The 14,157-nt window shown below is 70.9% G+C and carries 13 protein-coding genes and 5 tRNA genes; 12 read left to right on the top strand and 6 right to left on the bottom strand.

From position 1 onward, the window contains the following. Positions 1 to 190: 190 nt before the first annotated feature. From ACZ5XZ_RS05645 to ACZ5XZ_RS05660, 4 genes are all read right to left on the bottom strand, one after another. On the bottom strand, positions 191 to 784 hold the full coding sequence (locus ACZ5XZ_RS05645) for a GTP-binding protein (RefSeq protein ID WP_468974813.1): 594 nt from the start codon (positions 782 to 784) through the stop codon (positions 191 to 193). Continuing rightward, a complete protein-coding gene (locus ACZ5XZ_RS05650) occupies positions 765 to 1,175 on the bottom strand; it encodes a DUF742 domain-containing protein (protein WP_030087818.1) in 411 nt (136 codons plus the stop codon). The genes ACZ5XZ_RS05645 and ACZ5XZ_RS05650 overlap by 20 nt, the downstream gene beginning before the upstream one ends. Positions 1,176 to 1,278: 103 nt before the next feature. Next, the gene (locus tag ACZ5XZ_RS05655; RefSeq protein ID WP_018087200.1) at positions 1,279 to 1,692 is read right to left on the bottom strand and encodes a roadblock/LC7 domain-containing protein; all 414 of its coding nucleotides are present in this window, start codon (positions 1,690 to 1,692) and stop codon (positions 1,279 to 1,281) included. Positions 1,693 to 1,701: 9 nt separating this feature from the next. Then, positions 1,702 to 5,274, bottom strand: coding sequence for a sensor histidine kinase (locus tag ACZ5XZ_RS05660; RefSeq protein ID WP_468974814.1), 3,573 nt, complete (start codon positions 5,272 to 5,274; stop codon positions 1,702 to 1,704). A 593-nt stretch (positions 5,275 to 5,867) separates the two neighbouring features. On the opposite strand from ACZ5XZ_RS05660, the gene ACZ5XZ_RS05665 reads away from it, so the two are divergent. From ACZ5XZ_RS05665 to ACZ5XZ_RS05705, 9 genes are all read left to right on the top strand, one after another. Then, a complete protein-coding gene (locus ACZ5XZ_RS05665) occupies positions 5,868 to 6,059 on the top strand; it encodes a hypothetical protein (protein ID WP_468974815.1) in 192 nt (63 codons plus the stop codon). Positions 6,060 to 6,141: 82 nt separating this feature from the next. Then, entirely contained in the window at positions 6,142 to 6,915 is a 774-nt protein-coding gene (locus tag ACZ5XZ_RS05670; protein ID WP_468974816.1) for a fumarylacetoacetate hydrolase family protein, read from the top strand. Continuing rightward, positions 6,908 to 8,389, top strand: a complete 1,482-nt coding sequence (gltX, locus tag ACZ5XZ_RS05675) for a glutamate--tRNA ligase (protein ID WP_468974817.1) — start codon at positions 6,908 to 6,910, stop codon at positions 8,387 to 8,389. The genes ACZ5XZ_RS05670 and gltX overlap by 8 nt, the downstream gene beginning before the upstream one ends. Positions 8,390 to 8,471: 82 nt before the next feature. Next, entirely contained in the window at positions 8,472 to 9,200 is a 729-nt protein-coding gene (locus ACZ5XZ_RS05680; protein ID WP_468974818.1) for an HAD family hydrolase, read from the top strand. An 87-nt stretch (positions 9,201 to 9,287) separates the two neighbouring features. Continuing rightward, positions 9,288 to 9,359: transfer RNA gene (locus ACZ5XZ_RS05685), tRNA-Gln, on the top strand. Between the two features lie 21 nt (positions 9,360 to 9,380). Then, positions 9,381 to 9,453 (top strand) — tRNA-Glu (locus ACZ5XZ_RS05690). A gap of 62 nt (positions 9,454 to 9,515) precedes the next feature. Next, positions 9,516 to 9,588, top strand: a tRNA-Glu gene (locus ACZ5XZ_RS05695). A 16-nt stretch (positions 9,589 to 9,604) separates the two neighbouring features. Then, a tRNA-Gln gene (locus ACZ5XZ_RS05700) sits at positions 9,605 to 9,676 on the top strand. 40 nt (positions 9,677 to 9,716) lie between these two features. Beyond that, positions 9,717 to 9,789: transfer RNA gene (locus tag ACZ5XZ_RS05705), tRNA-Glu, on the top strand. A 44-nt stretch (positions 9,790 to 9,833) separates the two neighbouring features. Here ACZ5XZ_RS05705 and ACZ5XZ_RS05710 read toward each other — a convergent pair. Then, positions 9,834 to 10,481 carry a MerR family transcriptional regulator gene (locus tag ACZ5XZ_RS05710; RefSeq protein ID WP_468974819.1) on the bottom strand — a complete coding sequence of 216 codons (648 nt, stop codon included), beginning with the start codon at positions 10,479 to 10,481 and terminating at the stop codon, positions 9,834 to 9,836. A gap of 90 nt (positions 10,482 to 10,571) precedes the next feature. On the opposite strand from ACZ5XZ_RS05710, the gene ACZ5XZ_RS05715 reads away from it, so the two are divergent. Continuing rightward, positions 10,572 to 11,051, top strand: coding sequence for a DUF4188 domain-containing protein (locus tag ACZ5XZ_RS05715; RefSeq protein WP_468974820.1), 480 nt, complete (start codon positions 10,572 to 10,574; stop codon positions 11,049 to 11,051). A gap of 122 nt (positions 11,052 to 11,173) precedes the next feature. On the opposite strand, the gene ndgR is transcribed toward ACZ5XZ_RS05715, so the two are convergent. After that, positions 11,174 to 11,890: an IclR family transcriptional regulator NdgR gene (gene ndgR, locus ACZ5XZ_RS05720; protein WP_006602884.1), complete on the bottom strand. Its 717-nt coding sequence runs from the start codon at positions 11,888 to 11,890 to the stop codon at positions 11,174 to 11,176. A gap of 175 nt (positions 11,891 to 12,065) precedes the next feature. On the opposite strand from ndgR, the gene leuC reads away from it, so the two are divergent. Together leuC and leuD are read left to right on the top strand one after the other, a co-directional pair. Continuing rightward, a complete protein-coding gene (gene leuC / locus ACZ5XZ_RS05725) occupies positions 12,066 to 13,508 on the top strand; it encodes a 3-isopropylmalate dehydratase large subunit (RefSeq protein WP_468974821.1) in 1,443 nt (480 codons plus the stop codon). Between the two features lie 3 nt (positions 13,509 to 13,511). Next, complete coding sequence (gene leuD, locus ACZ5XZ_RS05730) at positions 13,512 to 14,105, top strand: 3-isopropylmalate dehydratase small subunit (RefSeq protein ID WP_468974822.1); 594 nt, start codon at positions 13,512 to 13,514, stop codon at positions 14,103 to 14,105. Positions 14,106 to 14,157 lie beyond the last annotated feature (52 nt).

A 14,157-nucleotide genomic window follows, 5' to 3' on the forward strand; every position in this document is an offset into this window, starting at 1 on the left:
AGGCATGCGCATGGGGTGTCGAAACGTCGACGATTCACTGTCGAAACGTTATGAAGCAAATCTGTCGGCGTGTCGAAGGACACAGATCCATTCGCGCACGCCGGGAACCGGCCCGGCGCGCCGCACCGGGCCAACGGAAGCCGACTTCCGCAGGCCCCGCGCCGGATGCGGCGCGGGCCCTGCGGCGGCCCTACTGCAGGCGGGCCATCAGCGCGTGCTCGACCAGCGTGATGAGCGCGCTCTTGGCCTCGCCGCGGTGCCGGGCGTCGGTGGTGATGATGGGCGTCCCGGGGCCGATCTGCAGCGCCTCACGGACCTCGTCGGGCGTGTAGGGCTGGTGCCCCTCGAAGCCGTTGAGCGCGATGACGAACGGCAGGCCGCTGTTCTCGAAGTAGTCGACCGCCGGGAAGCAGTCGGCCAGGCGGCGGGTGTCCACCAGGACCACCGCGCCGATGGCGCCGCGCACCAGGTCGTCCCACATGAACCAGAAGCGGTCCTGACCGGGCGTACCGAAGAGGTACAGGATCAGGTCCTGGTCCAGCGTGATCCGGCCGAAGTCCATCGCCACGGTCGTCGTGGTCTTGTCCTGGACGTGGCTGAGATCGTCGATCCCCGCCGAAGCGGACGTCATCACCGCTTCGGTACGCAGCGGATTGATCTCCGAGACCGCGCCGACGAACGTGGTCTTGCCCACGCCGAAGCCGCCCGCCACCACGATCTTCGCGGAGGTGGTGGCGCGCGCCGCGCCCCCGGAGAAGCCGCTGTCAGAGCTTGCGAAGTCCACTGAGCACCCTCTCCAGCAAGGTCACATCCGGCGTGCCGCCGGCCTCACCGCTGCCGCCGGGCTGGTGGATCGCCACCATCCCGGCCTCCGCCAGGTCCGCGACCAGAATCCGCGCCACGCCCAGCGGGATGTGCAGCAGCGCCGAGACCTCGGCGACCGACTTCACCTCGCGGCACAGGTGGCAGATGCGCTGGTGCTCGGGCAGCAGCCCGGGCAGCTGGGAGGGGTCGGCGGTCGTGCTGACCAGCGCCTCGATGGCGAGCTGGTAGCGCGGCCGGGTCCGGCCTCCGGTCATGGCGTACGGGCGCACCAGCGGCTGATCACCTTCGCTCCCGTACGGCGCCTGGCTGTAGGCGCCGTACGGGCCGGAAGTGGCAGGTGGCGGGGTCATGGGTCCTCCGGACGGGACAGGGTGTCTGTCGTCGGGTTGGGCCGGTGGGGGGTGGCGGCACGAATGGATGGTGGGGTGCTGGACGTACGGCGCTGCGGGCGCCTCAGTGCAGCAGGCTGCCTTGCAGTTCGGCGCGCAGGTCCGGCGTCAGCACCGTTCCCGCGCGGTCGACCAGCAGGGCCATCTCGTAGCCGACCAGGCCGATGTCGCACTCGGGGTGCGCGAGCACGGCCAGCGACGATCCGTCCGAGACGGACATGATGAAGAGGAACCCCCGCTCCATCTCCACCACGGTCTGGTTCACCGTGCCGCCCTCGAAGATGCGGGAGGCGCCGGAGGTCAGCGAGGTCAGCCCGGAGGCCACCGCCGCGAGTTGATCGGCACGGTCGCGCGGGAAGCCCTCGGACATCGCGAGGAGCAGCCCGTCCGCGGAGACCACCACCGTGTGCGACACCCCAGGGGTGTTGTCCACGAAGTTGGTGATCAACCAGTTCAGATTCTGCGCCGCCTGGCTCATCGGACTCAACTAACGCTCCTGCTGGTGAGTGGGATCGACGGTGCCGTGGGTGCCGGTGGTCGACGTCCCGGCCTGCCGGCCCTGCTGGATACCCCGACGCAGATTGGTCAGCCGGCCGCGCACATCGCTGGGCGCGCGCGAGACCTGAGGACCGCTCTGGTGGGACTGCTGCTGCTGCGCGGTGCCCGCGACGAGGTTCGCACGCGGGACCCGCCGGGGCAGCCCGGAGGTGGTGACACCGCCCGAGGCCGGCTGGCGGATCTGCTCCGCCTGCCGCCAGGTGTCGTCGTTCGGCGAGGAGCGCCACTGCGCGGCGGGGTCGGCCGGCGCTTCGTCGCGCCCGGCGTCGACCGGTGCCGCACGCCGGGCACCGGCGTCCTGCGCGGCCCCGCGGCGCGGCAGCGGCGCCGCGTCGGCGGGGTCGGCGCCCTGCTGCGGCACACCCGCGGCGGCGGCCGCCGGGTGGCTGAACCAGTTGGACTCGATGGTGTCGAAGATCGGCGTACGGCCGTCCCCGGGACCGGCGTCCGCGCCGCCGAGCACATCGCCGTCCAGCGCACCGCGGTCCTGCGGCTGCTGCGGCTGTGGGAACTGGCCGGTGTGCTGCCGCTCGTCGGCGTACGGGGCGGGCTCGGCGTCCGGCCGCTGGAACTGGCGGGCGTCGAGCTGTCCGGTCTCGTACGGGTCGGGCTCGGCGGGCTGGGGGAACTCACCGGTCGCGTACTGGCCGGTGTCGCTGTCCGGGCGCGCGAACTGGCCGGTCGAACCGGAACCGTCCGCGGCCGGGCCACGGCCGGCCGGGCGGCCGCCCTGCGGGGCGTCCGCGGCCGACGGCGGGGCGGAGAAGTCGGGCCGGGCGAACGCGGCGGTGTCGCCGGGGCCGCCGCTCGGTGCGGGTCGCTCGAAGCTGCCGGTGCTCTCCGGCTCCTCGTGGCCGCGCGGCTGGTCCTGCGGCTGGCGGGGCGCCAGCGGCCAGTCGTCGGAGCTGCCGCGCTCACGGCGCGCACCCCAGCTCGTACCGCCCGGCTGCTGACCGCCGCGGCCGTCCTGGCCGCCGGCCGGCGCGGCGCCCGGCAGCTCGGCCGCGGCGCTGCGCGGCGGCAGCTGCGGACGCTCCTCGCGGCGCGGCGCGCCGGTCGGCGGCGCCACGGTGGCCGCCGGGCCGCCGTCGGCACCACGGGTGGGCAGCGGGCGCGCGCCACCGGGGCGGGCGCCGGTCGGCGCGGAGGCGTTCGGGGCGCCCGCACCGGGAGCACCGGTGCGGCCGCCGGGCGCCGGCGAACCGAACGCACCGGGCGCGCCGCCGGGGCCCCCGCGAGCGGGCAGCGCGGGGCGCTGGCCGGGCGCCGGACCCGCACCGACCTGACCGCGCGGCTGGAGCCCCGCGAGCCGGCTGGAGGGCGTGCCGCCGCCGTCGCCGGAACCGCTCTTGGCGTTGCTGGGCGCCGGCTTCTTGCCGCCCTGGGCGACGTCGACCGGCAGCATGACCAGGGCGGTGGTGCCGCCGGAGTCGGAGGGCCGCAGCTGGATGCGAATGCCGTGCCGCAGGGACAGGCGGCCGACCACGAACAGACCCATCCGCCGGGAGACCGAGACGTCCACGGTCGGCGGACTGGCCAGCCGCTCGTTGATCGCCGACAGGTCCTCGGGGGACAGGCCGATACCGGTGTCGTGGATCTCGACCAGCACCCGGCCGTCGGGCAGCGCGTGACCGGTGACCTTGACCTTGGTCTGCGGGGAGGAGAACGAGGTGGCGTTCTCCAGCAGCTCGGCGAGCAGGTGCACGAGGTCGTTGACGACCCGGCCGGCGACCTCGGTCTGCGGAACGGCGTTGAGCTCGATCCGCTCGTACTGCTCCACCTCGGAGGCCGCGGCGCGCAGCACGTCGACCAGCGGAACCGGCCGCGTCCACCGGCGCCCCGGCTCCTCACCCGCGAGGACCAGGAGGTTCTCACCGTTACGGCGCATACGCGTGGCGAGGTGGTCGAGCTTGAAGAGCGAGGACAGCTGGTCCGGGTCGGCCTCGCGGGACTCCAGCTCGGAGATCAGCGAGAGCTGGCGCTGGATCAGGCCCTGGCTGCGGCGCGAGAGGTTGGTGAACATCGCGTTGACGTTGCCTCGCAGCAGCGCCTGCTCGGAGGCGAGGCGGACCGCCTCGCGGTGCACGTCGTCGAAGGCCGCGGCCACCCGGCCGATCTCGTCCCGGCTGTGCACACCGACCGACTCGACGGAGGTGTCCACGTCCTGCGGGTCGGACTCCGACAGCTGCTTGACCAGCTCGGGCAGCCGGTCCTGGGCGACCTTCTGCGCGGTGTCCTGGAGCCGGCGCAGCGAGCGGACCATGGACCGCGCCACGACGAACGCGCCGACCAGCGAGACGCCGAGGACGAGCAGGATCACCGCACCGTTGATGATCGCGTCCTGCGTGGCCTCGTTGCGCAGCTCGCGGGACTTCTGCTCCATCTCGGACAGCAGCGTGGTCTCGATCCGCGACATCTCGTCGATCTTGACGGTGTCGGAGTCGTACCAGTCGAGGTAGCGGTAGTCCTGGCTGCGGATGCCGGAGCCGCTGGCGAAGGCGCGGTGCGCGAAGGCGACCGCGGCCTTGATCTCGTCGTTGTTGCCGTCGAGACCGCGGGTGAGCGCGCCGGCGTTGTTGGAGTAGATCTGCTGGAAGCGGTCGCGCGCCGCCTTCTCGCTGTCCTCGGCGTTACGGCCGGCCAGCCGGTCGTTGGAGGAGAGCTCCGGGCCGCCGTCGTGGGCGAGGCCGGCACTGACCAGGGCGCGCTGGATCGAGGCGTACTCCTTGGCGGAGGAGAACGCCGCCAGCGCACGGGTGGAGCGGATCATCTCCGGGTTGCTGGTCGCCTGCGCCATGTCCTGGGAGAGCGACAGCAGCGAGTTGATCAGCTGGTTGTAGCTGGTGACGGTCCGTGCCGCGTTGCCCTCGGACTTGTAGGCGTTGGCGCGGATCTCGTTGAGGGTGTTGAGCTGGCGGGTGATCTCCAGGACGGTCGCCCGGACACCGGCCATCGTGGCGTCCTGGCCCCGGATGTCGTCGGTGGCCTGGTTGAACGACAGCTTGGCGCGGTCGGTCGCCTCGCGGGGCGCGACGACGTTCGCGTCGTCCTTGACGTTGCCGCTGCCGGCCAGCGGACCGGCCGACTTGTCCCGCTCCACCTGCAACGCGTCGGCGAGCTCGGTCGCCTGACGGGTCATCTCGGTGAGCAGCTGCATCTTGTCCAGCTGGTCGATGCTCTCCAGCTGGGCGCCGATACGCATGCCGCCCAGCGTGGTCGCGGCGACGACGGGAAGCGCGAGCAGGGAGACCAGGCGGGTACTGATGCGCCAGTTGCGCAGCGCTATTCGCGAGCCGGGCCCGCTGGGGCCGCCCTTCGAGGCGGTGGGCTTGCCGCCGTCCGCGGCGTCGCCGCCCGGCGCCTGGCTGCCTCCGTCGACGGGCAGTGTGCCCCCGGCGGAACCGTTGCTCTGGGCGCGCTGGGGCGAGGAGCCGCGGTCGGTCCCGCCGCGGAGCTCCGGGTCCGCCGCAGCGCTGCCATCCCTCTTGAAACGTCCCTGCACTAGCGTCGCAACCTCTGGACCAGGCGTCCCACCTCGGCGGGACGGTGTCGAGTCGTAATAGGGGACCGCTTAAGTCCCCCATGGCGGTCGTGAGTGACCGGCGGGCTGCCCCCTCTGGCCGAGAGAGCGGCACCACCGCGCGGCGCCACATTGCGCCCTGCGCGCCGGCTGAAACGTGCGGCGGTCCGTGGAATTCCAGCACAGTGCAGGATCTCCAACAAGAGCGGAGGCGGTCGCTGTGACATGGGTGACGCAATGTACGGATCACGTCACGACTTGTAGAGGTTTCTGCGGTAGATAACGGACTTTTGCCCGCGAGTCGATCGCCCCCACCCGCTGTCCCAGGTGCGGTGATCGGGAGCGGAACGTGCGCTTCAATCCGCCATTGTCCGATTCGCCCAAGGATGTTGATCAAGGGAAATGAGGCATTTGTCACACGGTTCGTGAGCAAACTCACAGGAAGATCGTCGAGTTCTCCATCACTTCGCAGGGAATAGCGCGCATAGCCTGACGCTTTACACGGTTGCCGGAAACGACAAGACGGCTTTCCGCAACCCCTTTCCGACCCTTTGACCATCGCGAGGCGTGCAGCAGTGAAGACGACGATGATGTTCCGCAACATAGCCAACCCGCGGCGCACCACCCTGGCCCACCTCACGGACGCCGACGAGCTCGGCGCCACCGCCCCCGAGGTCCCGGAGCACACCGTCGAGCTGCCCCAGCAGACCGCCAACCCCCGCCGCACGGTCCTGATGGTCGCGCCCGAGCAGGGCGCCCCGGCGTAATCGCGCAGCGGACGGGCCGCGGCCCCGCGATAGCCTGGAGTGTCAACTCCGGCCAGTGATCAATGAGGGGCAGCGGCAACCCGTGCGCATCGCCAGATTCTCCATCGACGGCAACGTCGGCTTCGGCGTCGTCGAGGGCGACGAACTCGACGTCATCAAGGGGCACCCCTTCGCGGAATTCGAGCGCTCGGGGCAGAAGGTCCCCCTCGAGAAGGTCCGGCTGCTGCCGCCCGTCCTGCCCAACAAGGTCGTGGCCCTCGCCCGCAACTACGCCGAACACGCCGCCGAGCTGGACAACGACGTCCCGGACGTGCCGGTCACCTTCTTCAAGCCGTCCACCTCGGTGATCGGCCCCGGCGACCCCATCGCGTACCCCTCCTTCTCCGAGGAGGTGCACCACGAAGCGGAGCTCGCCGTCGTCATCGGCCGGATGTGCCGCGAGGTGCCCCGCGAGCGCGCCAAGGACGTGATCCTCGGCTACACCTGCGCCAACGACGTCACCGCGCGCGACGTCCAGCGGCGCGAGAAGCAGTGGGCCCGGGCCAAGGGCTTCGACAGCTCCTGCCCGCTCGGCCCCTGGGTCGAGACCGGGCTCACCCCCGAGGACGTCGCCGCGGGCCTCGCGGTCCAGTGCACGGTCAACGGCGAACAGCGCCAGCTCGGCCGCACCAGCGACATGGTCCGCCCGATCGAGGACCTCATCGTCCACATCACCGAGGCGATGACCCTGCTTCCCGGCGACGTCATCCTCACGGGCACCCCGGCCGGGGTCGGCCCCCTCAACGTCGGCGACGAGGTCGCCGTCACCATCGAAGGCATCGGCACTCTCACCAACAAGGTGATCAAGCGTGGCTAACGCGACCCCCGTCCGCGTCCGTTTCAGTCCCTCCCCGACCGGCAACCCCCATGTCGGCCTGATCCGTACGGCCCTGTTCAACTGGGCCTACGCACGGCACAACAAGGGCACCCTGGTCTTCCGCATCGAGGACACCGACGCGTCCCGCGACTCCGAGGAGTCCTACCAGCAGCTGCTGGACTCCTTCCACTGGCTCGGCTTCGACTGGGACGAGGGCCCCGAGGTCGGCGGCCCGCACGCGCCGTACCGCCAGTCCCAGCGGATGGACATCTACCGGGACATCGTCGACCGGCTCCTGGCCGCCGGCCACGCCTACCACTGCTACTGCACCACCGAGGAGCTCGACGAGCGCCGCGACGCCGCCCGCAAGGCCGGCCGGCCCTCCGGCTACGACGGCACGTGCCGCGAGCTGAGCGCCGAGCAGAAGGCCGCTTACGACGCCGAGGGACGCACCTCGATCATCCGCTTCCGGATGCCCGACGAGCCGATCACCTTCACCGACCTGGTGCGCGGCGAGCTGACCTTCACCCCGGAGAACGTCCCGGACTACGGCATCGTGCGCGCCAACGGCGCCCCGCTGTACACCCTGGTCAACCCCCTCGACGACGCCCTGATGGGGATCACCCACGTCCTGCGCGGCGAGGACCTGCTCTCCTCCACCCCCCGCCAGATCGCCCTCTACCGGGCCCTGATCGAACTGGGTGTGGCGAAGGAGATCCCGGCCTTCGGCCACCTGCCCTACGTCATGGGCGAGGGCAACAAGAAGCTCTCCAAGCGCGACCCGCAGGCTTCCCTCAACCTCTACCGCGAGCGCGGCTTCCTCCCCGAGGGCCTGCTGAACTACCTTGCGCTGCTCGGCTGGTCCTTCTCCGCCGACCAGGACATCTTCTCGGTGCGGGAGCTGATCGAGAAGTTCGACATCGCGGACGTCAACGCCAATCCGGCCCGCTTCGACCTGAAGAAGGCCGAGGCGATCAACGCCGACCACATCCGGCGGCTGGACGTCAAGGACTTCATCAAGGCCTGTGAGCCCTGGCTGAAGGCCCCGTTTGCCAACTGGGCCCCGGAGGACTTCGACGAGGCGGCCTGGCAGGCCATCGCCCCGCACGCCCAGACCCGCCTGACGGTGCTCTCCGACATCACCGCCAACGTCGACTTCCTCTTCCGCAAGGAGCCGGTCGAGGACGAGGCGTCCTGGACGAAGGCGATGAAGGGCGACCCGGTCGCCCTGCTGACCACCGCCCGCGCCAAGCTCACCGCCGCCGACTGGGCCGCCGGCCCCGAGCCCCTCAAGGAGGCCGTACTGGCCGCCGGCGAGGAGCACGGACTCAAGCTCGGCAAGGCGCAGGCCCCCGTCCGGGTGGCCGTCACCGGCCGCACGGTCGGCCTGCCCCTCTTCGAGTCCCTGGAGGTCCTGGGCAAGGAGCGCACCCTCCAGCGCATCGACGCGGCCCTGGCCAAGCTGGCCGGCTGACCTCTCAGGCACCCCTCGGGCCCGGACGCCGCACGGCTTCCGGGCCCGAGGCGTACCCGGACCGCTCCGCTAGATTGCCGGTATGCCCCTTCGCGCCGTCCTGTGGGACATCGACGACACCCTCTTCGACTACACCGGGTCGGACCGCGCCGGTGCGCTGCGCCACCTCCGGGCGGAGGGGCTGCTGGCCGCGTACGGCGGCGAGGAGGCGGCGCTGGCGCGCTGGCGCGCCGCCATGGAGACCGAGTTCGCCCGCTTCCTCGCAGGTGAGGTGGGGTTCCTCGACCACCGCCGAGGGCGCGCCCGGACGTTTTTGGGCACCGAGCTGACCGACGACGAGGCGGACGCCTGGTTCGCCCGGTACGTCGCGCACTACGAAGCGTCCTGGGTGCTCTTCCCGGACTCCGTGCCCGCCCTGGAGGCGCTGGCACCGCTGGTCCGCCAGGCGGTGCTGTCCAATTCCTCCTCCGCCAACCAGGAGCGCAAGCTGGCCGCCCTGGGCATCCGCGCCCGCTTCGAGGCCGTGCTGTGCGCCGACGAGCTGGGGCACGCCAAGCCCGCCCCCGAGGCCTTCACGGGCGCCTGCGAGGCGCTCGGTCTGGCAGCACCCGAGGAGGTCGTCTACGTCGGCGACCGGCTCGACATCGACGCGCTCGGCGCCCGGGACGCCGGGCTGACCGCCGTATGGCTGGACCGTACGGACACCGGCGAGGAGCTGCCACCCGGCATCCGGCGCATCGCGAGCCTGGCGGAGCTCCCCGAGCTGTTGCGCGGAGTTATCGGTTTTGGAGCCCCGTCCACGATCAGGTAATGTTCTTCCTGCGCCGCCCGAGAGGGCCGAAAGGTCCGGCCGGGAGGCGCAGATCAAATCAGCCCCCCGAGGGGGGTTGCGCTTTGATGGCCTATGGTGTAATTGGCAGCACGACTGATTCTGGTTCAGTTAGTCTAGGTTCGAGTCCTGGTAGGCCAGCTCGCAGAGCTCATCTGCAAAGCCCCCGTTGTGTAGCGGCCTAGCACGCTGCCCTCTCAAGGCAGTAGCGCCGGTTCGAATCCGGTCGGGGGTACAGATCCTTCCCAGGGGGACAGTCCGGGTCGCACCCACTGTCACTCATGCAGGATCGCTAGGGCCCCCGTTGTGTAGCGGCCTAGCACGCCGCCCTCTCAAGGCGGTAGCGCCGGTTCGAATCCGGTCGGGGGTACTGGTCTAAACCACCATGGGCTATGGTGTAATTGGCAGCACGAGTGATTCTGGTTCATTTAGTCTAGGTTCGAGTCCTGGTAGCCCAGCGCAGCGTGTCTTCGGACAGGCTCAACTGCAGGAAAACTTGCCCCCGTTGTGTAGCGGCCTAGCACGCCGCCCTCTCAAGGCGGTAGCGCCGGTTCGAATCCGGTCGGGGGTACAGAAGAGAAAGGCCCTCCGCGTCATGCGGGGGGCCTTTCCGCGTCAAGAGCCGTCACCGAAGCGCTTGTTGGACTCCTCGGCCTCCGCCAGCCGGCGCAGGCTGAGCAGCACCGGTTCGTAGAGCACGGTCAGGGCCACCGCCGCCTCCACCTGCTCCGCCGGGGTTCGATACTCCTCGACCAGGTCCAGGTCGCTCACCGCGAGCCCGGCCGCCGAGTGGGCGTAGGGCAGCAGATCCGCGATGTCGCACGGGTAGCCGAGGCGGTGCAGCGCGGCGATGGCGGCGACCAGCGTCTGGAAGGCCCGGGCGTGGCCGGCGATCGCCAGTCCGAAGTGCCAGCCGACGCGTTCCAGCAGTTCGGTGGCGGTGCGCCGGGCGAGGTCCGCCGCGGGATCGCGGTCGTCGGGCTCCGGTCCGTGCGGGAGCGCCTCGACGGCCGTTCCCAGGCGGGAGAGCTGGTCGCGGGAGTCGTCCTCGACGGCGGCCACCACCTCGCGGGCGGTGCTGACCGGTACCCGGCCGATCTGGATCAGGGCCCGGACGAGCCGCAGTCGCCGCAGATGCTCCTCGTCGTACGCGGACTGGGTGGCGGTGATCCGGCGGCCCGGAGGCAGCAGCCCTTCGCGCAGGTAGTACTTGATCGTGGCGGTGGACACCCCGCTGCGCTCGCTGAGCTCTGCCAGTCGCATGACCCTTGCGCCCTTCATTAGAGAGTGGCACTATCCAACCATGGATAGCGACGCTATCCAACGTCGAGCGGCGTGACGAAGGGGGTTGTCATGAGTGGCGAGCCGGTGCAGGGGCGGATGACGGCGGACGGCACCGACGAGGTGGTGGTCTTCCTCATCGGGATGCGGGTCAACAACTGGCGGGCGGTGCGCAGTTGGCTGCCGGTGTTCCGGGCGATGCCGCGCATGATCAAGGAGCTGGCGAAGGATCCGGCGCGCGGGCTGCTCGGCTTCCGCGTCCTGCCGGGGCTGCGGAACTTCTCGGTCCTGCAGTACTGGGAGTCGAAGGAGAAGCTGCTGGCGTACGCGAGCGACCAGAGCGGTGAGCACCGGCCGGCCTGGGCCGCCTTCAACCGGCGGGCGCGGGCGGGCCGGGGCGAGGTCGGCATCTGGCACGAGACCTATGTCGTGCCGGCGGGCTCCTACGAGACCATCTACGCCGATATGCCGCCGCATGGGCTGGGGCAGGCCCGCGGCGTGGTGCCGGTGGGCCGCCGAGGGGAGCGGGCGGCGGAGCGGCTGGCGGGCTGAGGCGCGCGGCAGCACCGAAAGGGGGCGGCCCCGTACGGATCATCCGTACAGGGCCGCCCCCTTTCGGCGTCGTGACGGCAACCGACAACGGCTTTACGCCCCGCTCCGCCCCGACGGGGAGGTCAGCCGCTTCGCCGCAGGCCCTCGGAGAGGCGGGCCGCCGCGTCGATGACCGCCTGGGCGTGCATCCGGCCCGGGTGGCGGGTCAGCCGCTCGATCGGTCCGGAGACCGAGACGGCGGCCACCACGCGGTTGGAGGGGCCGCGCACGGGCGCGGAGACGGAGGCCACGCCCGGCTCGCGCTCACCGATCGACTGGGCCCAGCCGCGGCGCCGTACGCCGGACAGGGCGGTGGCCGTGAAGCGCGCGCCCTGCAGGCCGCGGTGCAGCCGCTCCGGCTCCTCCCAGGCCATCAGGATCTGGGCGGCCGAGCCCGCCTTCATGGGGAGCGTGGAGCCGACCGGGACGGTGTCCCGCAGTCCGGACAGCCGTTCCGCCGCCGCCACGCAGATCCGCATATCGCCCTGTCGTCGATAGAGCTGGGCGCTTTCGCCCGTCACATCGCGCAGGTGGGTGAGCACCGGTCCGGCCGTGGCCAGCAGGCGGTCCTCGCCGGCCGCCGCGGCCAGCTCGGAGAGCCGCGGGCCCAGGATGAACCGGCCCTGCATGTCCCTCGCCACCATCCGGTGGTGTTCCAGAGCCACGGCCAGCCTGTGGGCCGTGGGTCGTGCAAGCCCTGTCGCCGCGACCAGCCCGGCGAGGGTGGCCGGACCGGACTCCAGGGCGCTCAAAACCAGAGCTGCCTTGTCGAGAACGCCGACGCCGCTAGAGTTGTCCATGCAACGATACTCACGTCTCACAGTGTGAAACGCAAGTTCAATTTTCCAGGGAAGTCGTCAGTCTGTATGTGTGGCCCTCGACCAGGGCCCGGCGTAAGGCCCGGCAGGGGGACTTCTGCGGGCACCCGCGCATGGACGAGCAAGGCCGGCAAAGCGGCCGGCCGGAGGGAAAGCGATGGGACGGACACTCGCGGAGAAGGTCTGGGACGACCATGTCGTCCGGCGCGCGGAAGGCGAGCCCGACCTCCTCTTCATCGATCTGCACCTGCTGCACGAGGTCACCAGCCCGCAGGCGTTCGACGGCCTCCGCAAGGCCGGGCGCCAGGTGCGCCGGACGGACCTGACCATCGCCACCGAGGATCACAACACCCCGACCCTCGACATCGACAAGCCGATCGCCGACCCGGTCTCGCGCACCCAGCTGGAGACGCTGCGCAAGAACTGCGCGGAGTTCGGCGTCCGGCTGCACCCGCTGGGCGACGTCGAGCAGGGCGTCGTCCACGTCGTGGGACCGCAGTTGGGCCTGACCCAGCCTGGCACCACGGTGGTCTGCGGTGACAGCCACACCTCCACCCACGGAGCCTTCGGCGCCCTGGCGTTCGGCATCGGCACCAGCCAGGTCGAGCACGTCCTGGCCACCCAGACGCTGCCGCTGGCCCCCTTCAAGACCATGGCGATCACCGTCGACGGCGAGCTGCCCGAGGGCGTCACCGCCAAGGACCTGATCCTGGCGATCATCGCCAAGATCGGCACCGGCGGCGGCCAGGGCTACGTCCTGGAATACCGCGGCTCGGCCATCGAGAAGCTGTCGATGGAAGCCCGGATGACCATCTGCAACATGTCGATCGAGGCGGGTGCGCGGGCCGGCATGATCGCCCCCGACCGGACCACCTTCGACTACCTGCAGGGCCGTGACCACGCCCCCCAGGGCGAGGACTGGGACGCCGCGGTCGCATACTGGAAGACGCTGCGCACCGACGACGACGCGGTCTTCGACGCCGAGGTGCACATCGACGCCGCTTCGCTGTCGCCGTTCGTCACCTGGGGCACCAACCCCGGCCAGGGCGCGCCGCTTTCGGCGAGCGTCCCCGACCCGGCTTCGTACGAGGACGCCTCGGAGCGGCTGGCCGCCGAAAAGGCCCTGGAGTACATGGGGTTGACGGCGGGACAGCCGCTGCGCGAGATCACCGTCGACACCGTCTTCGTAGGTTCGTGCACCAACGGCCGTATCGAGGACCTGCGCTCGGCGGCGTCCATCCTGGAGGGCCGCAAGGTCGCCGAGGGTGTACGGATGCTGATCGTGCCCGGGTCGGTCCGGGTCTCCCTGGAGGCCGTCGCCGAGGGCCTGGACAAGGTGTTCACCGCGGCGGGCGCCGAATGGCGGCACGCGGGCTGCTCGATGTGCCTGGGCATGAACCCCGACCAGCTGGCGCCCGGTGAGCGCTCCGCGTCCACCTCCAACCGCAACTTCGAGGGCCGTCAGGGCAAGGGCGGCCGTACCCACCTGGTCTCTCCGCAGGTCGCCGCCGCGACGGCGGTTCTCGGCCATCTGGCCTCACCGGCCGACCTGGCCGCAACGGCCGGCCAGTCCCACGTCGCCACGCCCGCGGGAGTCTGAACCATGGAAGCTTTCACCACCCACACCGGCCGGGCCGTCCCGCTGCGCCGCAGCAACGTCGACACCGACCAGATCATCCCGGCCCACTGGCTGAAGAAGGTCACCCGCGACGGCTTCGAGGACGGGCTGTTCGAGGCCTGGCGCAAGGACCCGGAGTTCGTCCTCAACCAGGAGGCGTACAAGGGCGCCACGGTGCTGGTCGCCGGCCCCGACTTCGGCACCGGCTCCTCGCGCGAGCACGCTGTCTGGGCGCTGCAGAACTACGGCTTCAAGGCCGTCATCTCCTCGCGGTTCGCGGACATCTTCCGCGGCAACTCCCTCAAGAACGGCCTGCTGACGGTGGTCCTGCCGCAGGAGACCGTGGACCGGCTGCAGCAGCTGGTGGAGGCCGACCCGACCACCGAGGTGACCGTCGACCTGGTCGACCGGCAGGTCCGCGCGCAGGGCGTCACCGCCGACTTCGAGCTGGACGAGAACGCGCGTTGGCGTCTGCTGGAGGGGCTGGACGACATCAGCCTCACCCTTCGGGAGGAGCCGTCCATCGTGGCGTACGAGGCGAACCGGCCGTCGTTCAAGCCGCGTACGATGGAGGTCTGACCTCGGGTTTTATGGCTCAAAGCCATATTGCGTACGATGCGCCCCCTGTGCA

Source organism: Streptomyces sp. NPDC033270, from assembly GCF_055576575.1.